The 23,372-nt window shown below is 44.0% G+C and carries 23 protein-coding genes and 1 tRNA gene; 20 read left to right on the forward strand and 4 right to left on the reverse strand.

The genetic code is table 11. From position 1 onward, the window contains the following. Position 1: 1 nt before the first annotated feature. Together AC5JM2_RS05130 and hpnK are read left to right on the forward strand one after the other, a co-directional pair. Positions 2-865: a ferritin-like domain-containing protein gene (locus tag AC5JM2_RS05130; protein WP_495833830.1), complete on the forward strand. Its 864-nt coding sequence runs from the start codon at positions 2-4 to the stop codon at positions 863-865. A 592-nt stretch (positions 866-1,457) separates the two neighbouring features. Beyond that, positions 1,458-2,330: a hopanoid biosynthesis-associated protein HpnK gene (hpnK, locus tag AC5JM2_RS05135; RefSeq protein ID WP_495833831.1), complete on the forward strand. Its 873-nt coding sequence runs from the start codon at positions 1,458-1,460 to the stop codon at positions 2,328-2,330. A gap of 455 nt (positions 2,331-2,785) precedes the next feature. Here the strand turns inward: hpnK and AC5JM2_RS05140 are convergent, their stop codons facing one another. Then, positions 2,786-3,865, reverse strand: a complete 1,080-nt coding sequence (locus tag AC5JM2_RS05140) for an MraY family glycosyltransferase (RefSeq protein ID WP_495833832.1) — start codon at positions 3,863-3,865, stop codon at positions 2,786-2,788. 456 nt (positions 3,866-4,321) lie between these two features. Between AC5JM2_RS05140 and groL the strand changes: the two genes are divergently transcribed. Both groL and AC5JM2_RS05150 read left to right on the forward strand, forming a co-directional pair. Beyond that, the gene (gene groL / locus AC5JM2_RS05145) at positions 4,322-5,995 is read left to right on the forward strand and encodes a chaperonin GroEL (RefSeq protein WP_495833833.1); all 1,674 of its coding nucleotides are present in this window, start codon (positions 4,322-4,324) and stop codon (positions 5,993-5,995) included. A gap of 411 nt (positions 5,996-6,406) precedes the next feature. Then, a complete protein-coding gene (locus tag AC5JM2_RS05150) occupies positions 6,407-7,243 on the forward strand; it encodes an SPFH domain-containing protein (protein ID WP_210617518.1) in 837 nt (278 codons plus the stop codon). Here AC5JM2_RS05150 and folP read toward each other — a convergent pair. Together folP and tpiA are read right to left on the reverse strand one after the other, a co-directional pair. After that, positions 7,240-8,106, reverse strand: a complete 867-nt coding sequence (gene folP / locus AC5JM2_RS05155) for a dihydropteroate synthase (RefSeq protein ID WP_495833834.1) — start codon at positions 8,104-8,106, stop codon at positions 7,240-7,242. The genes AC5JM2_RS05150 and folP overlap by 4 nt on opposite strands. A gap of 179 nt (positions 8,107-8,285) precedes the next feature. Then, positions 8,286-9,011, reverse strand: coding sequence for a triose-phosphate isomerase (gene tpiA, locus AC5JM2_RS05160; protein WP_495833835.1), 726 nt, complete (start codon positions 9,009-9,011; stop codon positions 8,286-8,288). A gap of 201 nt (positions 9,012-9,212) precedes the next feature. Here tpiA and AC5JM2_RS05165 point away from each other — a divergent pair, with 201 nt between their 5' ends. The 7 genes from AC5JM2_RS05165 (at position 9,213) to minE (ending at position 16,040) form a co-directional block, all read left to right on the forward strand. Further along, positions 9,213-10,694 (forward strand): GTP-binding protein, encoded by a 1,482-nt coding sequence (locus AC5JM2_RS05165; RefSeq protein ID WP_495833836.1) that lies wholly within the window; start codon positions 9,213-9,215, stop codon positions 10,692-10,694. 139 nt (positions 10,695-10,833) lie between these two features. Beyond that, positions 10,834-11,079, forward strand: a complete 246-nt coding sequence (locus AC5JM2_RS05170) for an endonuclease domain-containing protein (protein WP_495833837.1) — start codon at positions 10,834-10,836, stop codon at positions 11,077-11,079. A gap of 272 nt (positions 11,080-11,351) precedes the next feature. Beyond that, a complete protein-coding gene (locus AC5JM2_RS05175; protein ID WP_495833838.1) occupies positions 11,352-12,014 on the forward strand; it encodes a hypothetical protein in 663 nt (220 codons plus the stop codon). Between the two features lie 83 nt (positions 12,015-12,097). Then, positions 12,098-13,471: a four-carbon acid sugar kinase family protein gene (locus tag AC5JM2_RS05180; protein WP_495833839.1), complete on the forward strand. Its 1,374-nt coding sequence runs from the start codon at positions 12,098-12,100 to the stop codon at positions 13,469-13,471. Between the two features lie 321 nt (positions 13,472-13,792). Next, positions 13,793-14,851 carry a septum site-determining protein MinC gene (minC, locus tag AC5JM2_RS05185; protein WP_495833857.1) on the forward strand — a complete coding sequence of 353 codons (1,059 nt, stop codon included), beginning with the start codon at positions 13,793-13,795 and terminating at the stop codon, positions 14,849-14,851. Between the two features lie 52 nt (positions 14,852-14,903). Next, a complete protein-coding gene (gene minD / locus AC5JM2_RS05190) occupies positions 14,904-15,710 on the forward strand; it encodes a septum site-determining protein MinD (RefSeq protein ID WP_495833840.1) in 807 nt (268 codons plus the stop codon). Between the two features lie 30 nt (positions 15,711-15,740). Further along, positions 15,741-16,040 (forward strand): cell division topological specificity factor MinE, encoded by a 300-nt coding sequence (minE, locus tag AC5JM2_RS05195; RefSeq protein ID WP_495833841.1) that lies wholly within the window; start codon positions 15,741-15,743, stop codon positions 16,038-16,040. Positions 16,041-16,724: 684 nt separating this feature from the next. Here minE and AC5JM2_RS05200 read toward each other — a convergent pair. Beyond that, positions 16,725-16,811 (reverse strand) — tRNA-Ser (locus tag AC5JM2_RS05200). A gap of 88 nt (positions 16,812-16,899) precedes the next feature. Here AC5JM2_RS05200 and AC5JM2_RS05205 point away from each other — a divergent pair. The 9 genes from AC5JM2_RS05205 to AC5JM2_RS05245 all read left to right on the forward strand — a co-directional run bounded on the left by AC5JM2_RS05205 (position 16,900) and on the right by AC5JM2_RS05245 (position 23,229). Next, positions 16,900-17,268, forward strand: a complete 369-nt coding sequence (locus tag AC5JM2_RS05205) for a 2Fe-2S iron-sulfur cluster-binding protein (RefSeq protein WP_495833842.1) — start codon at positions 16,900-16,902, stop codon at positions 17,266-17,268. 28 nt (positions 17,269-17,296) lie between these two features. Continuing rightward, positions 17,297-17,815 (forward strand): thermonuclease family protein, encoded by a 519-nt coding sequence (locus AC5JM2_RS05210; protein ID WP_495833858.1) that lies wholly within the window; start codon positions 17,297-17,299, stop codon positions 17,813-17,815. A gap of 51 nt (positions 17,816-17,866) precedes the next feature. Further along, the gene (locus AC5JM2_RS05215; RefSeq protein ID WP_495833843.1) at positions 17,867-18,181 is read left to right on the forward strand and encodes an element excision factor XisH family protein; all 315 of its coding nucleotides are present in this window, start codon (positions 17,867-17,869) and stop codon (positions 18,179-18,181) included. A 14-nt stretch (positions 18,182-18,195) separates the two neighbouring features. Then, positions 18,196-18,309 carry a hypothetical protein gene (locus AC5JM2_RS05220; RefSeq protein WP_495833859.1) on the forward strand — a complete coding sequence of 38 codons (114 nt, stop codon included), beginning with the start codon at positions 18,196-18,198 and terminating at the stop codon, positions 18,307-18,309. Further along, entirely contained in the window at positions 18,297-18,629 is a 333-nt protein-coding gene (locus tag AC5JM2_RS05225; RefSeq protein WP_495833844.1) for a XisI protein, read from the forward strand. The genes AC5JM2_RS05220 and AC5JM2_RS05225 overlap by 13 nt, the downstream gene beginning before the upstream one ends. A 328-nt stretch (positions 18,630-18,957) precedes the next feature. After that, positions 18,958-19,359, forward strand: coding sequence for a DUF3011 domain-containing protein (locus AC5JM2_RS05230; RefSeq protein WP_495833845.1), 402 nt, complete (start codon positions 18,958-18,960; stop codon positions 19,357-19,359). 364 nt (positions 19,360-19,723) lie between these two features. Continuing rightward, complete coding sequence (locus AC5JM2_RS05235) at positions 19,724-20,746, forward strand: CHAT domain-containing protein (protein WP_495833846.1); 1,023 nt, start codon at positions 19,724-19,726, stop codon at positions 20,744-20,746. Positions 20,747-21,024: 278 nt separating this feature from the next. Further along, entirely contained in the window at positions 21,025-21,414 is a 390-nt protein-coding gene (locus tag AC5JM2_RS05240) for a hypothetical protein (protein ID WP_495833847.1), read from the forward strand. A gap of 426 nt (positions 21,415-21,840) precedes the next feature. Continuing rightward, the gene (locus AC5JM2_RS05245; protein WP_495833848.1) at positions 21,841-23,229 is read left to right on the forward strand and encodes a hypothetical protein; all 1,389 of its coding nucleotides are present in this window, start codon (positions 21,841-21,843) and stop codon (positions 23,227-23,229) included. Positions 23,230-23,372: the final 143 nt, after the last annotated feature.

The raw sequence follows: 23,372 nt of genomic DNA on the forward strand, positions 1-23,372 counted from the left end.
TATGATGAAACTTGGAAGCGAAGAACACAAAGAACTTTTCTGCCGTAGCTTTATTGACAGCCACCTGGAGTTTGAGCCAGAAAAACTCTCTTGGCCCGTTCTCGATAGCGTAGCTTTAGAACGTCTACACGGTATTCCCTTTTGGAGAGAAGCCCTCAGTACAGAGCGAGAAGCTGGGGCGATGGTCAGCGCCTTTGCAGCGACAATTAGTGATCCCCTGTTGCGAGAGGCGATCGCCCTTCAAGCGATGGAGGAAACTCGCCACTCCCGACTGATTGAGTTTTTGATCAATCATTACGATATTCAAATTTCTCAACCTCCAGAGCCAGCGCTCCCTAGTAATATCAAAACTGCTTTCATTGATTTTGGGTTTGGGGAATGCCTCGATTCTTTCTTAGCCTTTGGATTGTTTGGAATTGCCCGCCAATCTGGCTATATGCCTGAAGGAATATTCGACATTTTCGACCCAATTCTTAACGAAGAAGCGCGACATATTATGTTCTTTGTGAATTGGGTAACTTACCAACAAATTCATGAGGGTCGTAGGGCGAATTGGTTACGAGGGGTTGATGCTCTTTGGCATTACTACAGAGCGCTGCAATATAAAATCAAAGCCTTTGGTGGTTCAGATGAAGAAAAACAGGAAGGTTTCACTGCCACTGGAGCTATGAACTTCATGGACAATTTGACTCCGGAACTGTTTTTATCTACTTGCCTTAAAGAAAACGCCAAACGGATCAGCGTTTTTGACCAACGGCTTCTCCAGCCGCAACTGTTGCCTACACTTGCCAAAATAGCCCAACGCATTATCAGACTGACGCCTCAGCGACAGTCCAACTCAACCCCTCAGTTGTTGGAACAATAAATCATACCATTTTGGATTTTGCGAAAAGTTTGAGCGGAGGTTTCCTCCGTAGACGCTTTGCGGTGAGGGGGTCGCAGTCTTGGACGCCACTTCCTTCAAGTCGGCAAAGCCGCCCAACGGAGTGGCTCCGCTTCCCGTCGATTGCGAACCCCCGTTAGCGCAGCGAGACCGAAGGTCTTCCCCGAAGGGCTTGCCGCAGGCATCAAAGCTTTTCAAGACGGATTTTAGATTTTGGAGCCACTCGTGTGGGCGGTGAGACCAGTGCTCTTGGTAGGGGAGCCAGTGCGTTGCGGTGAATCCAGCGCTGCAGGAGGGTTTCCCTCCGTAGGCGACGGGCGTTCCCGAAGGGGGGTTCCCCCCGTTGTAGCACAAGCGCGTTTTCCCGACAGCCAGGCATCTGGCGGAGCGCGTTAGCTCCGGCCCCCTTAGGGGCTAGCGGAACCGGAGGTTCTCCCCGATAGCCGTAAGGCGTGGCCGTTCCCACTAGGGGTCTTCCGACTTGAGCGAACTGGCGTGATTGTAAAAGACTTACTGGTAATTGCTTTTAGCATTCCATCTGTCGTATTCTTTTTTCAAATTGGTATCAGAACTTATGCAGGCTCAGAAATTCGCCATTATCAATGGTGATGACTTCGGCTTTTCACATGGCGTTAACCAAGCAATTATCAAAGCGCACAAAGAAGGAATACTGACGAGTACCAGCTTAATGGTTACAGGTGAGGCATTTGATGAAGCGGTTGATTTTGCACATGCTCACCCCAGCCTAGGAGTTGGTTTGCACTTGGTTTTGGTGTGTGGTCGAGCTGCGCTGCCACCCTCGCAAATTCCTCACTTGGTTGATAATGCAGGTAATTTTCCATACGGTGCGGAAAGAAGCGGGTTGCGCTATCAGTTCAATCGGTCAACTCACGAGGAATTGCAGCGAGAAATCCGTGCTCAATTAGAAAAATTTCGCTCTTCTGGGTTGCGCCTTTCCCATGTAGATGGGCATTTGCATATGCACATGCATCCGTTGGTACTGCGTATCCTAGTTGATTTAGCCGATGAATTTGACATTCGAGTTATCCGTCTTCCTCATGAAGAACTGGGGATGAGCCTGCGGCTTGATCGTCAGAACTTACTAACTAAACTGGTTTGGGCGGGGGTATTTGGTGGACTGCGCCGCTACGGTGAGAACTTGCTCAAATCAAAGAGTATTGGTTTTGCTGAGCGCGTTTACGGGTTGCTGCAAACTGGTTCTGTGACTGAGGAATACTTGCTTGGTCTCATACCCCAAATTGAGGCAACGAGAGTGGAAATTTATTGTCATCCAGCGATCGCCATACCTGGCGAACCGCTGAATGGCCCATCAGGGGCAGGTGAAGTTGAACTCGCGGCTTTATTGAGTGGGCAGGTGCGTGAGGTGCTGGCTGCTAAGGGATTTGAATTGACGAATTTTGATCAACAAAGAACTCATAGCAAGTAGCGACTCAATGAGCTTACACCTATTCCTCTGTACAAGTTCAAAGAAATATCACTTTGTCCTATTGGCAAATTAAGTGAGTGTGGGAACCGAATTAGCGATCATGAACTCGGTTCACCCTAGTGGGAACGGTCTGCCAGAAGGCTATCGGGAAGTCTTCTGGTGGGCGTCTAAGCCTGTGAAACTCTAGCTGAACACTACCTCACCAGAACGTCTGAAACTCTTTCTCCCCTACACAAGATGCACAAGATACTGTTTTCAAGTCAGCCATTCATGGGCGATCGCCCACAAACCTTGCCATGAAAATAGATTTTCATGCTTGCCATTCATGAGAAAATCTCACAAACCTTGCCATGAAAATGTCTTTCCTTATACCCTTATACTCCTACACCCTTACACGCCTACACCCATACAAGCGAAATCTTCTTAAAATCCCGCGTCCTTGAGGCGGGGAAGCGCTAGGTTGTTCGTATCCTTTGCAAGACAATGAAGCTTAAAAAGAGGATGATCCCAATGGTCGTAACAAGTATTTGTACCAAGGTCATATTTTGTAGTCTCATTGCCAACACGTTGCAAATCAAAGCAATTGACCAAAGAGTAAGCGCAGCATGGCGTTGAGACAAGCCCCAAGCTAACAAGCGGTGGTGCAGGTGGTCTTTGCCAGGGGTACTAAGAGGATTTTTTCCCGCCATCAGGCGTCGGATAAACACTTGAGTGGTATCGAGTACTGGTAATAGCAAAAACAGAACCGGTGCGACCAGAGAGACAGCCGTCGGTCCTTGGAGATTACCTAAAATACTAGTAGCAGCTAGTACATAACCAAAAAAGTAGGCCCCAGCATCACCCATAATAATGCGCGAAGGATGGAAGTTATGGCTCAAGAAGCCCAACGCCGCCCCTCCCAATGCCGCCAGAACTAACGTCGCTGCCGCACGGTTGGGAACCTGAGCAGAAACTGCCAATAAACTTATAGCGGTGATAAAGCTTACTCCCCCCGCCAAACCGTCCATGCCATCCATTAAGTTGATGGCATTCGTGATCCCAACTACCCACAGTACTGTTAGTATTACTGATAGTGTAGAGTCGATGGGAGTCCCAAAAGAGAATTCTATGGTAATACGATTAGCAACCAGCAACAGAGCTGTGAGTATCTGAATTAACAATCGAACCAGAGGGGGTAAGCCAAATTGGTCATCAATAAAGCCCACAAGAACCAGTATCGATCCCCCTAGAAGAATCGTCTGTACCTCAGCCAGTACTCTTTCGAGTTCAATAGGTCGTAAGAGACTGGCTAATACCACGGCAGCAATCACTCCTGCATAAATAGCTAGACCTCCTGCATTAGGCAAAGGTTCTCGGTTCAGCCGTCGCGCATTCGGTTGGTCAGCCCAACCTACTCGCAGGGCAAACTTGCGAACTGCTGGAATCAAGCGCCAAGTGACAGTACCAGCTAAAAGAAATGTAAATACTACCGCCAACCAGCCGGAACCGCTAGGGTCAGCAATACCGAGGGAACGAAGGGAGCTGTATATGTTCATCTCCCGGTTTAACCATTAGTGTCAGTATCAATAAGCATCAACTGTATGTTAGTGAATTTTTTCCTAACTATCTGTAACTTCATAAGAAGTTGCTTCTAATATAGAGTCATTCTGTGAGAATAAAGTGTCTGAGTAAGGCCATAACACCTTAAGTCTGTGCTGGAGTGGGGTGTAGAGTAGAAAGATTATTTTTTATTTTGTCTTTTGAAATTTAAATTGTCACTGGTCTTTAGTCCCCAACTTCAACTAATTCCGCAAGGACTTATCCAGCGCTAAATTGTTCCAAGGCAACTAACTGCAAAGTTGCTGCATTTTATTCCAGTCAGAATGCTTAGGACGTAGCCGTGCTGTAGGCATAGCGCTTAGGATATATCCGAAGGATGACTAAAAGTGATTAGCACTCTTGGCCAGTGAGTGCTAAATTGTCTATTGGAAGCGCACGAGAGAACACAAAACATGGCAAAAATTGTTGCATTTAATGAAGATTCGCGGCGGGCCTTAGAACGAGGCATCAACGCTCTTGCCGATGCGGTGAAAATTACCCTAGGACCAAAAGGTCGCAATGTTCTTTTGGAGAAAAAATTTGGGGCACCCCAAATTGTTAACGATGGTATCACCGTTGCCAAAGAAATTGAACTAGAAGACCCCTTAGAAAACACTGGCGCAAAACTGGTTCAGGAAGTGGCGTCAAAAACTAAAGATGTGGCTGGAGATGGTACCACCACTGCTACTGTGTTGGCGCAAGCGTTGATCAAAGAAGGTTTGAAGAATGTTGCCGCAGGTACCAACCCTATTGCCCTGAAGCGGGGAATTGACAAAACCGTCGAGGCGTTGGTGCAGGAAATTGCAGCAGTGGCGAAGCCAGTAGAAGGTGCGGCGATCGCTCAAGTTGCGACAGTCTCGGCTGGGAACGACGAAGAAGTCGGTCAAATGCTGGCTGAAGCAATGGAGAAAGTTACCAAAGATGGTGTGATCACTGTTGAAGAATCTAAGTCCCTGACAACGGATTTAGAAGTTGTAGAAGGGATGCAAATAGACAGGGGTTACATCTCCCCCTACTTCATCACCAACAACGAACGGTTGACGGTAGAATTTGAAAATGCCCGCATCCTGATTACTGATAAGAAAATCAGCAACATCCAAGAGTTGATTCCAGTTTTGGAAAAGGTAGCCCGTAATGGTCAACCTTTGCTGGTTATCAGTGAAGATGTAGAAGGAGAAGCTTTGGCAACTTTGGTGGTGAACAAAGCGCGGGGAGTGCTAGCTGTTGCCGCGATCAAAGCCCCTGGATTTGGCGATCGCCGCAAAGCATTGTTGCAAGATATTGCGATTCTCACCAATGGACAGCTGATTTCTGAAGAAATTGGCTTAACCTTGGATACCGCTTCTTTGGAAACCCTGGGAACTGCCCGGAAAATCACGATTGACAAAGAAAACACCACCATCGTTGCTGCTGGTGACAACACAAAAGCAGACGTGCAAAAGCGAATTGCTCAAATTCGTAAACAACTAGAAGAAACCGATTCAGACTACGATAAAGAAAAACTGCAAGAGCGCATTGCTAAACTAGCTGGTGGAGTTGCGGTGATAAAAGTGGGTGCGGCAACAGAAACCGAACTCAAAGATCGCAAACTGCGGATTGAAGATGCTCTTAATGCTACTAAAGCTGCTGTGGAAGAAGGTATTGTTCCTGGTGGTGGAACAACACTGATTCATTTGGCGAAAAAAGTACAAGAGTTTAAAAACACTCTTTCCCTAGAAGAACAGATTGGCGCTGATATTGTGGCGCGAGCGCTCGAAGCCCCATTGCGTCAAATTGCAGATAATGCTGGCGTTGAAGGGTCGGTTATTGTCGCCAGAGTGCGGGACACTGATTTCAACATCGGTTACAACGCCGCTACTGGGGAATTTGAGGACTTAATTGCTGCTGGTATTATTGATCCTGCAAAAGTAGTGCGTTCAGCTATCCAAAACGCTGCTTCCATCGCTGGAATGGTTTTAACCACTGAAGCAGTCGTGGTCGAAAAACCTGAGAAGAAACCCGCAGGTGGTGCGCCTGACATGGGCGGCATGGGCGGCATGGGCGGCATGGGCGGCATGGGCGGCATGGGCGGCATGGGCATGATGTAGTTCTGTTGACCATATAAATTTCACCCTTGGTGGGCACTGCCCACCTTTTTTGTTAACCACTGAGCGCTCATGGTCGAAAAACTTGCTATGCCAAAATTGGACTCTATCATTAAGACTAATTAATTTCCCCTATACCCCTATTCCCTTACCCCCCTTTTTCTTGACATACTATTTATTTAGTAAACTAAATGACAAAATTAGCACTTGCACACGCAGCTATGTTGATGATTTAATAGCCATGTCCAAAGCTAACTCATCGCTAATTTCATGTCATTTTTTTCCAGAGCCTTGCCTTGAACCACAACTTGTGATAAGTACATTACACATTCTGGATATTAAACTGAAGATAGGACATAGTGTTAGTGCTATGTTCTTAGGGCTAATTCCGCCAAATGTTAAATAGGAGAATATATGGAACCAATTATTGCCATAGTCTTAGTGCTTATAGGGTATGCATTAGGATCGGCAAAGCTTATTAATCAGGGAAATGAAGCTTTGGTTGAACGTTTGGGGCAGAAGCATCGCATACTTAAACCAGGACTCAACTTTATTGTTCCCTTGCTCGATCAAATTGTCATGGAGGATACGACCCGAGAGCAAGTTTTAGACATCAAGCCTCAGAACGTGATCACCAGAGATAATATCTACTTGGAAGTGGATGGAGTTGTTTACTGGCGCGTCAGAGATATAGAGAAAAGCTTTTATGAAATTGACGACTTGCAGCAAGCACTAACAAACTTGACTACAACTACGCTTAGGGAAGTCATTGCCCAGAATACCTTGGAAGATGCCAACGCCGCCAGAGCAGGCATGAACACTGCCTTTCTGGCTCAGTTGAATCACACAACGGCGCAGTGGGGAGTTGAAATTCTGCGGGTAGATATTCAGAGTATTACACCACCTGAGAGTGTTCGCAAATCAATGGAAGAGCAGCGAGCTGCTGAAATTACTAGCCGTGCTGCGATTTTAGAAGCAGAAGGGCAGCAACAAGCTGCAATTAAGAAAGCACAAGGAACAAAAGCCTCAATGCAGCTCATTTCTGAAGCTTTACGTTCTAATCCTGAAAGTAAGGAAATTCTGCGCTATCTCGTGGCTCAAGATTACATCAATGCCAGCTACAGACTGGGTGAAAGCGAGAATGCCAAAGTTGTCTTTGTAGACCCAGGCAAAGGTGCTGAGATGATGGATTTGATTTCTTCGATGACACACGAAGAACATGCCAACAATGGCGACAATGGTTCTACTTAGTCTGATGGCTGGACTTGCGAAGATTGTCGCAAAATTGCATCAGCAACCAATGATACATCGCGCATTTCTTTAACATCGTGAACTCGCAGGATATCAGCACCATTAAAGATAGCAGCACAACACGCAGCTGCTGTTCCCCAGACTCGTGCTTTCGGATCTGGCTGATTTAAAATACGACCAATGAAACTTTTACGAGATGCTCCTACTAAAATAGGACACTTAAGTTGACGCAATTGGGGTAAGCGGCGCAAAATTTCTAAATTTTGCTCATAGTTCTTGGCAAAGCCAATCCCTGGATCGATGATAATTTTTCTTTCGTCAATACCTACAGCAGTAGCTACAGCGATTTGCTTTGCCAAAAAACTATAAATCTCTCCCATCAAATCTTGATAATTAGTGAATTGTTGCATTGTTTGCGGGTTTCCCCTGATGTGCATTAATATAATAGGCACATTCATCCTTGCCACTGTCAGCAACATTTCTGGGTCTAAGGTAGCCCCGGAAATGTCATTAACTATATCCGCACCTGCTTCTACAGCAGCCTGGGCAACAGCTGCCCTTGTTGTGTCTACAGAAATTGGCACTGGTATCTCTTTTCGCAGTATTTGCAATACTGGCAGAACTCGGTTAAGTTCTTCTGCAAGAGTGATTTGCTCTGCCCCTGGTCGAGTTGATTGACCACCAACATCGATAATATCTACACCGCCTGCTACCATTGCTTGTGCTTGTGCTAAAGCAGCAGTGACTGTATTGAATTCGCCACCATCACTGAAACTGTCAGGTGTGACATTTAGAATCCCCATGAGGTACGTCCGCTGTCCCCACTCAAAACAGCGTTCTCGAATGATTAAATTGGGTGTCATAAATTTACGTGTTAAACACGCTTTACACTCGTTCCTAGGGCAAAGCCCTAGGAACGCTTGACTAAAGGCTCCGCCTCTAGATTTCAAGATTAATTTCGCCATTTCTACGTGAGGCTCAGCCTCACTGTATACATTCCCTGGCTGAGCCAGGGAACGAGAGGACTTTGGTTACTGAACATTCACTTATAATTCACAAGTCTGGCGAAACTTGCGGGTTCCAAACTTGCTCCTCCCACCAGAACGCCGTCAATTTCCCTTTGAGCCATGATTTCGTCTATATTATTCGGCTTTACCGAACCACCGTATTGAATTGGTACATTAGGATTGGTCAATTGGTTGCGAATCAAACCGATGACACGATTGGCTTCCTTGGTTTCACAAGTGTCACCAGTGCCGATGGCCCAAATGGGTTCATAAGCAATAACCAAATTCTCCTGATCAATATCCACAAGGGCTTTTTCGAGTTGGCTGATAATCAGTGATTCTGTTTCCAGCGCATCTCGTTGTTGTTTGGTTTCACCTACACATAGAATAGGCGTAAGACCAAACTTCTGAGCAGCTTTCAGGCGCAGGTTGACGGTGTGATCAGTTTCACCAAAGTATTGCCGGCGTTCGCTATGACCGACAATAACATAGCGCACACCAATCTCAGTGAGCATAGGTCCAGAAATTTCACCCGTGTAGGCTCCATTCCCTTCCCAGTGAATATTTTGCGCCCCCAATTGTATACGACTTCCATGCAAACTCTTGGAAAAAACGCTTAAATCAGTGAAGGGGACGCACAATACCACTTCTCGGTCTTGAGGAGTTTCGCCCAAGCTGGGCAGAAATCCTTTTAAAAACTCCAGGGATTCTGCCTGGGTTTTGAACATTTTCCAATTACCGGCAATAACTATTTTTCGCACAGGTGATTTCGTCAAGAACTATAACGCTACTACATGCATTTTTCAGTTTATGACTTTAAGGGGTCATCACGAAAGATAAACATCGCTACTATCTATTTAGCATTGTAGATTCTGCCATTTTTCACGATGTGGTCGTCGTCGCTTCATGGAGGTAATGATAGTAAACAAGAGATATATAAAATTTGAAAATCGAAAACTGATATGACTCCAACATTACCCTTACCCGAGCCACATCGTAATGATTCGCCCAGCAGTAGCGAAAACTCTCTCAATTGGGACGAACAGCTAGATAGTGCGATTTTTACTTTTGAAGATATTCAAGCAGAACTCAACTATAAACAAGCGCGAACCGCACTGCGAAATTTGGTAGATAAACTTGATCTCACTCAAGAGGAAAAAGACGGACTGGAGATAGAGATTGGCGATTTGGAAACAATGCTGTTGAAATTAGAACGCATGGTAGTTCAGATAGCCGCCTTTGGGATGGTGGGACGAGGCAAATCATCTCTACTCAATGCTTTGGTAGGGCAACCAGTATTTGAAACAGGTCCCTTGCATGGTGTCACGCGCAATTCTCAAACTGCAAATTGGACTATCACAGAAGAAGAGATTGGGGAAACACAACGTGCTTTGCGAGTGACTCTACCGGGAAGTGGTCAATCTCAAGTGGAATTGATTGATACCCCAGGGTTAGACGAAGTTAATGGTGAAACCCGCGCCACACTAGCACAACAGATCGCAAAACAAGCAGATTTGATTTTGTTTGTCGTTGCTGGCGACATGACGAAAGTTGAACATGATGCCCTTTCCCAATTACGGGAAGCGGGTAAACCTATTTTGCTGGTGTTTAACAAAACAGACCAGTATCCTGAAGCAGATCGCATGGCAATTTACGAAAAAATTCGGGATGAAAGGGTACGAGAATTACTTTCACCTGATGAAATTGTGATGGCTGCAGCATCGCCATTGGTGAGGAGAATGGTTCATCGTCCCGATGGTACCAGGGGTGTGCAGTTGAGTGCAGGAGTTGCCCAAGTTGAAGAACTGAAGTTGAAGATTTTGGAAATTCTACATCGTGAAGGCAAAGCTTTGGTCGCCCTCAACACTATGCTTTATGCTGACAACGTTAATGAGCAGTTGGTGCAGCGAAAACTTAAGATTCGAGATACCAGTGCCAATCAGTTGATATGGAAAGCAACGATGACTAAAGCAATGGCGATCGCCTTCAATCCTGTCATGCTACTAGATGTTCTCGCTGGTGCGGTGATAGATATCGTCCTGATTCTGGGCTTATCAAAACTTTATGGCATTCCCATGACCGAAACCGGAGCCGTAAAATTATTACAAAGAATTGCCTTGAGTATGGGTGGTATCAGTGCCAGTGAACTCTTGGCAAATTTGGGCTTGAGTTCGCTGAAAACATTACTTGGTCTGTCTGCACCTGCGACTGGGGGCGCTTCCTTGGGTGCCTATGTGTCAGTAGCACTAACTCAAGCGGGTGTAGCAGGTGTTTCTTGCTATGGTCTTGGGTATGTGACAAAAGCATACTTAGCCAATGGGGCAAATTGGGGACCAGAAGGTCCTAAAGTTGTGATTAGTAAAATTTTGGCAACCCTTGATGAAGGTTCAATTCTCAACCGGATTAAAGATGAATTGCGATTAAAGATAAAAGCTAAAACATAAGTAAATTGGGAACAGGGAACAGCCAGCAATTTTTGTAGGGTGGGCACTGCTTACCCTTCGGGTTCACCAGTCGCCTCTGTCGGGAAACCCTCCTGCAGCGCTGGATTCACCGTTTGCTCAAACCCTTCTTTTTACTATTGTGGGCAGTGCCCACCTACGGTTATTGAGAATGGTGCAAGATTTCAGCTTAAATAAATACACAGTTATGCAAGTAGATGGCAATATTCATGACACTCAACAAGTTGAAGATACTATTCGAGAAAACTGGTTAAAAGCCAATGGTTTCCAAGTAATTCGCTTTAGGAATGAACAAATATTAAATCATATAGAAGCAGTGCTAAACGAGATTGCTAATGTCATTGATTCAATCAGAACAACGAAGTAGTTAAGTTCTCCACAAGTTACTTCCCCCCTCTCCCAGTGGGAGAGGGGGCTAGGGGGTGAGGGCTATTTTCCAAGCAAATAAAAGGGTTTACGCAAAAATCAATATTTTCGGCTTTGTGTGAGAAATAAAAGTCCAAATGCCTAGCAGTATCTTGGTTTGGTGATTTTGCCTTTAATTTTTATCCCACTAAAGTGATCAAAGAGCGATACACTGTTACCTAAAATGAGGATACAACAAATACGCCACTCGCTCTTTGATAGGAGTATCCATCTGTGCAGCCGGACTTATTAAGCCTGGAAATAACTAAGGGAGAACTGAGACGTTTAATTGGATTAAATCCAGACAATGTCTTACGACCTTCTATTATGAAGGATCGCGAGAAGCGATTTCGTTTTTTGATTAACGAAATTGTTATAGCGCTGGTGGTGAGTTTGATAATTGTCGGGTTTGTTTATGCGTTTGTGATTCTGCCGACAATTGGTTCCTCAATAATACTAGGAATTGTTTTGCTGACAACTGTGCCAATTGCTATTATAGTTGGGCGTTGGTTTTGGCGGCGTTTTACCCATCCCAGAACACTCAGAGTACTTTTGGATCAAGTCGATAAATATCATAAGTTGGTGATCGCGATCGCTATCCATGATCCACAGATAACATCTGGGAACACAGACAGTGGTATAGCTGATAGAGAAAAAGTCGTTGCTGCTCTGCAACTTATTAGAGAAGATTTCGTTCGCGCTTTGAAAACAGAACGAATTTTACGAGATAATAAAGAATTATTTACCAATAATCAAGAATTACTTGTCAATAATTTAACAAAGTTGCAAGCCTTACAAGTGAGCAGTCAGGCAAGCGAGTATGCTCAACTTCTAAATCAATCATTGCAGATTGCAATGAGTGTGCAAACAGAGATCACAAAATTGCGGAAAATTTGAATCCCGGTTATCAAAGCAGTCTCCATTCAAAGAACCAATACTTGCCAGAACTTTCCAACAAACATTTGTCCGTTGACTTAAACATGACTAACAAACCAAAAATAATTGTCTTAGATGATGATCCAACAGGTTCTCAAACAGTCCACAGTTGCTTGCTACTCATGCATTGGGATGTGGAAACATTATGCTTGGGGTTGCAAGATGATTCACCAATTTTCTTTGTATTAACAAACACAAGAGCGCTTCCCCCAGAGGAAGCCGCATCTATTACCAGAAAAGTTTGCCATAACCTGAAACAGGCAATATCTAGAGTCGGGGGAGATACAGGAGCAAAATCCACCATCACCTTAGAAACAGATACAACAAAAGGGTTTATCGTTGTCAGTCGTTCTGATTCGACTTTACGAGGACATTACCCAATTGAAACTGATGTCATCGCCGAGGAACTTGGTCCATTTGATGCTCATTTTCTCGTACCAGCGTTTTTTGAAGGCGGACGGATTACCCGTGACAGTGTACATTATTTGATAGTTGATGGTGTTCCCACCCCTGTCCATGAAACTGAATTTGCTCGTGATTCAGTCTTTGAGTATCATCATAGCTACTTACCCAAGTATGTGGAAGAAAAAACTCAAGGAAGTATCAGTGCTGAGTCGGTAGAAAGGTTTTCATTGGCGGATATTCGCGCTGGTAGCTTAGAACGACTTATGCAACTCACTAATAACCAATGTGCTGTTGTGGATGGTGAAACTCAAGCAGATTTCAACCAGTTTGCACAAGATGTTCTAACCGCAGTCAGTCAGGGGAAACGCTTTCTGTTTCGTAGTGCTGCTAGTATCTTAACGGCAATAGCCGGATTACCGCCCCAACCGATTGCTCCAGAAAATATGTCACAGTACGTGCAACGAGGTAAACCGGGTATAGTAATTGTTGGTTCCCATGTTAAAAAGACAACTCAGCAGTTAGAGGTGCTCTTGCAACAAGAGAAAACGATGGGAATTGAAGTGGATGTGGCGCGGTTGGTTGATGATGGAGCAAATGAATCTGCTACACTGCTAAGCGAGGTTCTAGATCATGTCCATGCAGCATATGATGCTGGAAAAACAGCAGTGGTTTATACCAGCCGTCAGGAACTGGCTTTTAAGGATGCTAAGACAAGGTTAGAGTTTGGTACAAAGGTGTCAAGCTTATTGATGGATATCGTGCGGGGTTTACCACCGGATATGGGATTTTTAATCAGTAAAGGTGGCATTACTTCAAACGATGTCTTAAGTACAGGTTTAGCTTTGACTTCGGCGCGGTTACTTGGTCAAATTTTACCTGGTTGTTCAATGGTGATAACTCCATCAGACCATCCTCAGTTTCCTAATTTACCAGTTGTGCTGTTTCCAGGAAATGTCGGCGATGCTGATGCATTGGCAATAGTCGCTAAAAGACTAAATAAAAATACAGGGTGAGGAGTGTGAATTTTTAATAACGCTGTTGCAAATTGTCACTAATCTAGTATGGATGATCGCTCTATTCCTTATTCTGGCAACCGTTATATGACTTCTGACTCTACTATCCCTGATCAGAAGTCAGAAAAAGCCTTTGGTGAAGTAGAGAAAATTTCTGCTCTTTCTGATTTAGAGTCGATTTCGCAACCAGAGGAAAATCCAGTCCTCCCCGAAGCAGAAGTAAATTCTGTCCTACTTTACTTAAAATCACATATTCCCGATTATAATGTGCAGTCAAATTCCAATCATTCCAACGTGGAGTCAAATTCTTTCGAGCCTAATATAGAACAGACAAATTCTTCCGATTCCAACGTGAAGTCAAACTCTTTCGAGCCTAATATAGAACAGACAAATTTTTCCGATTCCAATGTGGAGGCAAATTCTTTAGAACCTAATATAGAACAGACAAATTCTTCCGATGCCAATGTGAAAGCAAATTCTCTCGTCCCTGATAGTGAGCCACATCCTATTTCGGATACAGAGTCAAATTCTTCCGATTCCAATGTTGGGTCAAATTCCGTCGTTCCTGATGTAGAATTTAATCCAGCCAATATCAACGTAGAGTTGAGTGAAGAATTCCCGTATTCGACAGCAACGGTGAATCCTAATATTCAAGTCCAAATAAAAAGTCAGGAGGGAAAACTTTTATTAATACTACCAACCGAATCACAATTGCCAGCCTCAGAACACAGTTGGACTGAGATTTGGCAACAAATGAAGCTGCGACTTTTAGCTTGCGAGCGCTCTTTTTCACCTAATACAGCCGTGAATCTGATCGCCCAAGATCGCTTATTGGATAACAGACAACTCCAAGAACTGGCGGAAAGTTTGAATCAATTTCAAATTCAGCTAAAATCAGTTTCTACTAGTCGTCGGCAAACTGCGATCGCTGCAGTTACAATGGGCTACTCTGTAGAACAACTAGAGCGACAAACAACACTTGGCAGTGAGTTAAAGTCTGAGACACCTCCTTTTGCAGAACCTCTCTATTTAGACAAGACGGTGCGTTCTGGGGAAGAAATCCGTCATCCGGGTCATGTTATCCTCCTAGGGGACTTGAATCCTGGTGGTATCGTAGTTGCAAATGGAGATATTCTTGTTTGGGGTCGTCTACGTGGAATTGCTCATGCGGGTGCCCTTGGAAACCGTGATTGTCTGATTATGAGTTTGCAGATGGAACCAACCCAGCTGCGAATTGCAGATGCTGTTGCTAGGGCACCAGAAAAATCGCCATTGCAGTTTTATCCGGAAGTGGCGTATATTACGTCCCAAGGAATCCGTATTGCAAGGGTGAGCGATTTTTCTAAAATCCTATTAAGTAGGATGATAAAAGACACATAAATCTTTTTTATTGTTGTATATTTTCTAATCACTAATCGAGCTCGTTTCTATCATGACTCGCATTATTGTTACAACCTCCGGCAAAGGAGGGGTGGGAAAAACCACGATTACGGCAAATCTGGGGATGGCTTTAGCCAAAATGGGGCGTCAAGTAGCTTTGGTTGATGCGGATTTTGGTTTGAGAAATTTGGATTTGTTGCTAGGGCTAGAAAACCGGATAGTTTATACTGCTGTTGAAGTTCTGGCTAGAGAGTGTCGCTTAGAACAAGCTTTGGTGAAGGATAAGCGACAACCTAACCTCGTTTTGTTACCTGCTGCGCAAAATCGCACCAAAGATGCGGTCACTCCTGACCAGATGAAATTATTGGTGAATGCACTAGCGCAGAAGTATCAATATGTTTTGGTTGATAGCCCAGCGGGAATTGAAATGGGGTTCAAAAACGCGATCGCCCCAGCAAAAGAAGCCCTGATTATCACCACTCCAGAAATTGCTTCTGTGCGTGATGCTGATCGTGTCGTTGGGTTACTAGAAGCACAAGGCATTAAACGTATTCACTTGATTATTAACCGTATCAGACCTGCAATGGTACGGGCAAATGATATGATGTCTGTTCAAGATGTTCAGGAACTTCTGGCAATTCCCTTGATTGGAGTTGTTCCTGATGATGAGCGGGTTATTGTATCTACCAATCGCGGTGAACCTTTAGTATTAGCGGAAAACCCTTCTTTAGCTGCTACAGCTTTCGACAACATTGTTCGGAGATTAGAAGGGGAAACGGTTGAATTTCTTGAACTGGACTCAACTCAAGACAACATATTCTCTCGTTTGAGAAAGTTGTTTTGGACAAAAAGTCTTTAATCTGTTCCGTCTGTTGCTGACTTAGCTCCAATGATTCTTGAAATTTTAGAAAAAATTTTTGTTCGTAGTGTTGACAACAGTCGCACTCAAGTTAAACGCCGCCTGCAATTAGTGATAGCTCATGACCGTGCTGACATCAGCCCTGATGTACTAGAAAAGATGCGGCAAGAAATCTTAGAAATCGTTTGTCGTTACGTAGAAATTGAAACGGACGGCTTAGAGTTTTCCCTGGAAAGCAATCAACGGACAACAGCTTTAATTGCTAACATGCCAATTCGTCGAGTCAAAGAAGATCAAGAAGAAATGTCTGAATTAGACAGCAGCAATTAGGTCTAAGTGATTTGACGCTTTTTGTGTGATCATTAGCAACAACAACAAATAATTCTGTCCTAACTGCGCCAGAATGAATTTCGCGCGGCTGAAGTAGCGCAGTTAGGCAGTGTGCTCTGTCTTGGAGAAAACAGTGGCTCACCCCGGCTGTAGCACCTCAATTTATTGATGTGAACCACTACACCCAGCCTACGGCACGAAGCGCCCCGATAGCCCAAGCGTGCCGTTAGGGGCGTTGCTGATTTGAAGTATCAATTCAGTTTTGTCATGCTGAATGTAGCGAGCGCGAAATGTAGAGACGTTTGCGCAGCGCCCCCTTAGGGGCTAGTGGCTTCCCGCAGGGTAGCATCTGCGAGATTCTATGTCCTCCGGACACGCTTCGCTAACGCTTCTGTTCCTGAGCTTCGCTCAGGACTACGCTCAGAATGACAATTCATACCTTAATTCAGCAACGCCCCGTTAGGCTATCGGGGCGCTGAGTCCCAAGGGGACACGCTCTTGCAATGCAAACGCGCTTCATAACCTTATACCCTTACACCCTTGCACCCTTACACCCTGCCCTATGGCACAAAGTGCCACGCTGAGTCCCAAGGGGACACACTTTTGCAATGCTATCGGGCATTGACGTCTCCCGCGTCCCCTTAACCTGCTTTTCCTTAAGTGAATTTTGGAGATATTATGAAACGGAGAGAGAGGGATTCGAACCCTCGTTGAGGTTGCCCCCAAACAGCATTTCCAGTGCTGCGCCTTCAACCACTCGGCCATCTCTCCAGGCGTCACGAATTCCAAGTATACAATAAGATAAATTAAACTGCAACTAAATTTCGTCTAAAGTCCCAAATTGAAATCAAAAGTTCAAATGTCCGAGACATACACTGTTAAAGTTCGCGATCGCGCCAAAGGCACAGTATACACCTTGCAAGTCCCTGATGACCGCTACATCCTGCATACGGGTGAAAAACAAGGGGTAGAACTGCCGTTTTCATGTCGGAATGGGGCTTGCACCACTTGTGCTGTCCGGGTACTCTCAGGAGAAATTTACCAACCGGAAGCTATTGGACTCTCACCAGAGTTGCAGAAAAAAGGTTATGCCCTATTGTGCGTCAGTTATGCTCGCTCTGATTTGGAGGTGGAGACACAAGACGAAGATGAAGTCTATGAACTCCAGTTTGGACGCTTTTTCGCTAGGGGGAAAGTTCGCAAAGGTCTTCCCTTAGATGAAGATTAAATTTTGTTTCAAGGGCATTGGTGCAAACCTGGAAAAAATCGTCATTCTGCTTTGTCTACTACTACTTGTAGCTTGTCAACCTCAAAAAAAACCTGAAGAAAGCACACAGGTGCAAGTCAAAGTCACACAAGTTGTCAGTGGACAAACTTTGAAGGTGGTAGGTTTGGGTGATCAACCAAGTCTCATTTCTCAAGTACGCTTGCTGGGAATCGATGCACCAGATTTGCAGCAACGTCCTTGGGGAGATGCAGCCAAAGAACGCCTAGAAGGGGAGGTTGTGGAACAGCCTGTCATCCTGGAGTTTGATGTGCAAATCAAAGATCAATTTGGGCGGAGTTTGGCTTATGCGTGGAAAAATGGGGTTTTGTTGAATGAAGAGTTGGTGAAACAAGGGTACGCTTTGTTTGTGGGGCGATCGCCTAACCACAAATATGACCTACGCTTAGAACGTGCCCAGCAATGGGCTAGACTCATGGGGTTAGGAATTTGGGATCCAGAAAAACCTATGCGTTTGACACCCGCTGAATTTCGCCGTCAGTATCGTTAGTAATTCGTAATGCGCTCAGCATTACGAATTTTCAACATTCATAAGTCATTTATGCCAGCAAAAGATGCATTTCATACTATTGTCAAAACAGCCCTCCAGAAGGATAAATGGCAAATAACCCACGATCCATATCCACTTGTTGCAGGTAGTTTTAATTTGGCAATTGACTTAGGTGCCCAGAAGGTAATAGCAGCCCAACGAGGAGAACATAAGATTGCTGTTGAAATTAAGAGTTTTCTTGGTCCATCTAAGATTTCAGAGTTTTATGGTGCATTAGGACAGTTTTTGGCGTATCGAACAGCACTGCAAGTACAAGAGAGCGAGGGTGCAGAGCACCCGCCAAGGGCGAACGCCTATTGTATTTAGCAGTGCCTAATAACGTGTATGAGGAGTTTTTCACCACATCATTTATTCAATCACTAGTTGAGCAACATCAACTGTATTTGCTGATCTACGATATTGATCAGGAGGTAATTAAGCGATGGCAACCGTAGATGAATATCGTCAGCACATTCAAAGATTGTTGAGTGAACACGCTACGTTAGTTTGGGATAGCCGCATTAGAGCAGAGCTAATTTTTGATCAAGAGCGCGATCGCTATCAATTGGTATATGTCGGCTGGCGTGAATCACAGCGTGTTTATGGAATTGTGCTTCATCTTGACATTATAGATGGAAAAATCTGGGTACAGCAGGACGGAACAGAAGTCGGCATTGCCAATAAGCTAGTTGAAGTAGGAGTGCCAAAACACGATATTGTCTTGGGTATTGATCCACCAAAGATGCGTCAATACACAGAATTTGCTGTTGGTTGAGTCAACTATCAGTTATCAGTTTCACTGTTCGCTGTTCACTGATTTGTTGAGACTGTTTAGAACGCTAAATTTTATGACTTGAGATACAGGCAAGTGTTTTTACAAATTTGGAATAATTAGTATATAGGAATCTGATTTGGTTTATGTTCGCTTGTCTGGCGTTATGCGCTAGCTGTGGCGTCAGCCATAACCATGCTTAGTAGTTGAGCTAGGGAATGGGGAACTCTTAACTGTTAATAGGAGACATAAACTGTACAGAGTTCTGTTCAAAAATCAAATAGGACTCCCATAGTTTGTTTGTTATTCTTAGAAAGATCTAACATTTAATATGAGCATTCGTTTACCAATAATAGCTGCCACCTTGATGGCTACCACCGTTAGTTTAGGTACGGTTTTTAACGCTTCACCAGCTTCTGCGCGAGACACAATAACTTGTGAAAGCACCGGTAATAACAGGAACACTTGTTCGGTAGATAGAGGAAGCAGAGTAAGGTTTGTCAGGCAATTGTCTGATGCTAGTTGTAGAGGAAATTGGGGCTATGATAGAGACCGTATTTGGGTAAAGAATGGCTGTCGAGCAGAGTTCGCAGTGAGCGATCGCTCAGATGGCAGATACGACAGAAATGACAGATATAATGACGGATACCGCAGAAATGACAGATATGACGGATATGGCGGATACGGCGGATACGGCGGAAATGACAGATATAATGACGGATACCGTAGATAAATGAATCTACTGAGATTTTTGAGAGTCAATTAAGACTTGATCTTATATCATGTCCGGATAAACATTTATCAAAAACGAAGAACCTCACCCCCATCCCCTCTCCTGAATAAGGAGAGGGGTGCCCGATAGCGTAGCGTGCCGTTAGGCATAGGGCGGGGTGAGGTCTTTTTATTGTGAGTAATTAGTGCGATATGCCCCCACACTGACAACAAGCTGTACAGTTCCACCCGAAGCGTGAGAACGAGAAGACTGCCATAATAATGATTAATAACTAATCTTTCTACAACCTAACGATATAATTCCTATTACAGCTTTCCGGAACGCTCTATATCGAAAGCGTTAAGTTCTTAAAGCTGAGGTTTAAATGATAAACATCTTGGATTTGGGGGAAACTGCAAAAGCCCAAGAACTCCAGCGACGCGGTACAGATTTGTTGCGACGCTTGCTGGATGACTGCAAAAGTCCTGGCAAGAAAAAGCAGTTGGCTTTGAAGTTTGCTCCTTTTCAGCAGTTAACTGTTGACTTGGCTGTGCAGTCGGGTGAGATGGTGCAAGCGTTGGAATTAGCAGAACAAGGGAAAAATGCTTGCTTGGCTTGGCTGCTGGATGCTTGGAATGGTGAGTCTCCTGCATGGGAAGAGATGAAACAACTGCTCAATCCCACTACTGCTATAGTTTACTGGCATCTTAGCCCAGCCGCTCTACACACTTTCATCCTGAAACACGACGCTTCATCACCCATCCTCATTTCTCCTCCTTCCTTTGCAAGCGGGGTTGGGGGAGATTTCCAGTCGGATGAGTTAGAAGTACCCGCAGCAGCGCGACGCTTGCACGAGTTTGAAAACTGGGTGAAAGAATGGAATGAACAATACGCCAGTTATTGTGAGGGTAGAGATACTCTGACTCTAGAAGATATTTGCCAGTTCAATCTGAGTCACTACGAGTTGGTAAGCCTTTCTGCTTGTGAAACGGCTGTTACAGGGAATCAAACTATCAGCACTGAATATGTGGGTTTAGTCAGTGGCTTTGTGCGTCAGGGTGTTGCTCATGTCGTCAGCACGCTGTGGCGGGTGGAATCTGTTTCCAGTGCTTTGTTCATGATGGAATTTTACCGCCAGTTAAATAGAGATATTGAACCCACCACCGCCCTCAGACAAACTCAAATTTGGCTGGCGACTGTTAAATATAGTGAACTCGTTCAATGGTACAAAGATATCGCCGCCGAAATCGCCCAAAGTGATTCTCTTTGCGCCGAAGATTTGAAAGACAAAGCCAAAATCATCGAATACGATGTTGAGAAAATAAATTCGTTTGTTCCTCCTTACGCTCATCCCTATTTCTGGGCTAGTTTCATTATCACTGGGACTGTTTCAGGACTTACACACTGAAGATCCCCCCTAGCCCCCCTTAAAAAGCTACGGTGTACACACATCTCGCTCAAAACCTCACCCTCGCTTTTAGCTGCGCTAAAATCTTTCCCTCTCCGGAGTTCGGAGAGGGATGCCCGACAGGGCAGGGTGAGGTTTTACGGGGATGAGCGGGTAATTCGAGGACTTGTGTGTACACCGTAGCTTAAAAAGGGGGGAAAAATTAAAAGCCCCCTTTTTAAGGGGGTTGGGGGATCTCTTCTGCTTAAGTCCTATCTTTAATTCTCAACTTTTTTCTTATGCTAGAAAGATACACAATCCGCCACCAAGCTTTTTTGCAAGCATTCAATAAACTTGATTTATCAACCCTTTCACCAGAACTGCAAGAAGAACTTCACCAAGTCCGTCAAGCGTTGGGGAATAATGTGAATGAAGCTACAATTAGGCGGCTTGATGCTTTAGTAAAAAAGAGCGATCGCCTCAATCAACTTTATGAAAGCGAACGCCTTAGCTTGATAGGGAAAGATAGTCAACAAGAACGTGACAAAGGCTTTCCGGTAAAAGATGACAACCCAAAACCAGAGGATTTAGGCGTTAATAATGTCAATCCTTCCTCAACAACAGCAAACACCCACAATTCGACTCATTCCAGTCATGCACAAACACAACGAAAATCAAAAAAAAACTAACCTATAGAGCAATACAATTGCTGTTAAGGATTGATCCTCCCTAGCCCTCCTAAAAAAGGAGGGACTAAGCCCCCTTTTTTAGGAGGTTGGGGGGATTTTACAAAACTAAACACCACTAACAGCAAGCGTATTGATCTACACAGATGCAGAATGGGAGCATCTCAAATGTGTAAATTGATTTGATTTTGTAGTACGGGCTGGACAGCCCGCTTTGGTAGGAAAATAGGAAGCAAGATGCTTCCACTACTATAGGACTCATATTTGATTTTTGACGAAGCTAGGTACACTTTCTGTTGCCTGTTCCCTACCTCTACTTTGTCAATTCACCAAATCAAACCGGATTCCTATATCTTTTATGCAATATTTGAGATCCTCCCAAATCGACTGTCAATTAATAAAACTAGAATTTGATTAGATACTTACTCGATGAATGACTTAATTTACTACCCGACTCTCGATGTATTTGTCTACCAATTAAGAGATGGATTGGGAGACAGTGAAGCTCAAATTGCTGACAATCACGAAAAATTCTGGAACAATCTACCTCCTAAATTACATGTCTATTTAGAAGAAGAGTTAGCAGCCGAAAACCCAGAATATATCAAATTACTAGACTTACTTGATCCAAAATTCAAACAGCCATTTAATATCAAAGATAATCATTTGATTTTTCAAGATAAGGTTGCAGATTATCAAATTGGAGGTTATTACTATCCGGTTCGCTTAAGTGATACTTACGGACTGCTGTTTGACTGTTCTGTTGATGACTTTGATCATCCTCACTCTGTTACTTTTTTTAAAAAGCTCAAAGAAAAAGCCTCTGCTAAAAATGGTAACTTAGGGAAAACTTGGATGCTTTCCGGTTGCCTACCTGCAAATTCTCAAGCTAATTTAGAAGATTTAGCCAAAGCATCTGCCAACGCTTTAATCCCTGGTGATTGGCAAGAACTAAAAACCGGATTTTTTTTAGGCGCTACAGTTTTTGAACTCTGGAAATCGCCCCAGAAGTGGGAGAACGTTGCAGAAGAAAATACTCACATTTTAATATTTTTCTATCCCGCCCTAAATATTATGGAGGAAGCTGCAGGCTTTTATGGAGATTGGCTGCGGTTATTATCTGCGCGTAACAAAATTTTGTGGGAATATGCTTATGCTGAGAAAACAACGAGAAGTTTACAAGCTGAATATAAGTCTATCACAGAAAACGTTGCAAAAGTGAAAAATTTATATACAGAAAATGGAGAAGAAAAATTATCTGGTAACAAGTTACAGTACTTACAAAAAATCTTGAGTGAGAGTATTGCAACTTTATCAGAATATCTCAGAAAAATCAGCGATTTAGAAATTATTAGCTTGGCAATAGAGACTAATTTAAGCAACTACCAAAAATACCATCAACAGATTGTCCAAAAAGCAGAACAAAAGCAACAAGAATATGGTAATTTGGGTGATACAGACTTGGGGTTTTTGCAAAACTTCAGTGATATTGTCCAGGAAAAATACAAAGCGCAGGTAGCGCAAGACCGTGCTAGCCTGAGTGTAGGCTTGAGAATTTTAGAAGACTTGATCAACACTGTTAGGGGTATTATTGAGATTGAGCAAACCAAGAGCGATCGCACTCTAGACAACACCATCGCACTTGCAGGAATTGGACTCGCCATCAGCGGCATAACAGCCACCGCCATCTCCACCCAACAACCTCCTGTGGCATCTTATAAAGACTTTTCTTTCCTAGGTTCACCAACTTTTGTCTGGAGTATTGTCTTTAGTTCACCATTTTTAATCGTTCTCATTCTTCGCCTACTTAGGCGGTAATATAGCGGTTTTCAATTGGTTGGAATACATCAAACAGTTTCGGCTATTAGCGGCAGGACTTATAGTCATAGGCGGACTACCAATACAAGATTATGATATAATTTTCTATATAGTTAATCTTTAAAAAAGAAACATTATTCATA

The organism is Brasilonema angustatum (assembly GCF_059505445.1).

Excerpts from the sequence above, each read along its gene's own strand:
- AC5JM2_RS05245 (WP_495833848.1), top strand. The coding sequence starts at position 21,841 with ATGAATGACTTAATTTACTACCCGACTCTCGATGTATTTGTCTACCAA.
- AC5JM2_RS05205 (WP_495833842.1), top strand. The coding sequence starts at position 16,900 with ATGTCCGAGACATACACTGTTAAAGTTCGCGATCGCGCCAAAGGCACA.
- AC5JM2_RS05240 (WP_495833847.1), top strand. The coding sequence starts at position 21,025 with ATGCTAGAAAGATACACAATCCGCCACCAAGCTTTTTTGCAAGCATTC.
- AC5JM2_RS05225 (WP_495833844.1), top strand. The coding sequence starts at position 18,297 with ATGGCAACCGTAGATGAATATCGTCAGCACATTCAAAGATTGTTGAGT.
- AC5JM2_RS05180 (WP_495833839.1), top strand. The coding sequence starts at position 12,098 with ATGACTAACAAACCAAAAATAATTGTCTTAGATGATGATCCAACAGGT.
- minD (WP_495833840.1), top strand. The coding sequence starts at position 14,904 with ATGACTCGCATTATTGTTACAACCTCCGGCAAAGGAGGGGTGGGAAAA.
- AC5JM2_RS05230 (WP_495833845.1), top strand. The coding sequence starts at position 18,958 with ATGAGCATTCGTTTACCAATAATAGCTGCCACCTTGATGGCTACCACC.
- AC5JM2_RS05165 (WP_495833836.1), top strand. The coding sequence starts at position 9,213 with ATGACTCCAACATTACCCTTACCCGAGCCACATCGTAATGATTCGCCC.
- AC5JM2_RS05140 (WP_495833832.1), bottom strand. The coding sequence starts at position 3,865 with ATGAACATATACAGCTCCCTTCGTTCCCTCGGTATTGCTGACCCTAGC.
- groL (WP_495833833.1), top strand. The coding sequence starts at position 4,322 with ATGGCAAAAATTGTTGCATTTAATGAAGATTCGCGGCGGGCCTTAGAA.
- AC5JM2_RS05130 (WP_495833830.1), top strand. The coding sequence starts at position 2 with ATGATGAAACTTGGAAGCGAAGAACACAAAGAACTTTTCTGCCGTAGC.
- AC5JM2_RS05235 (WP_495833846.1), top strand. The coding sequence starts at position 19,724 with ATGATAAACATCTTGGATTTGGGGGAAACTGCAAAAGCCCAAGAACTC.
- folP (WP_495833834.1), bottom strand. The coding sequence starts at position 8,106 with ATGACACCCAATTTAATCATTCGAGAACGCTGTTTTGAGTGGGGACAG.
- AC5JM2_RS05150 (WP_210617518.1), top strand. The coding sequence starts at position 6,407 with ATGGAACCAATTATTGCCATAGTCTTAGTGCTTATAGGGTATGCATTA.
- AC5JM2_RS05215 (WP_495833843.1), top strand. The coding sequence starts at position 17,867 with ATGCCAGCAAAAGATGCATTTCATACTATTGTCAAAACAGCCCTCCAG.
- hpnK (WP_495833831.1), top strand. The coding sequence starts at position 1,458 with ATGCAGGCTCAGAAATTCGCCATTATCAATGGTGATGACTTCGGCTTT.
- minE (WP_495833841.1), top strand. The coding sequence starts at position 15,741 with ATGATTCTTGAAATTTTAGAAAAAATTTTTGTTCGTAGTGTTGACAAC.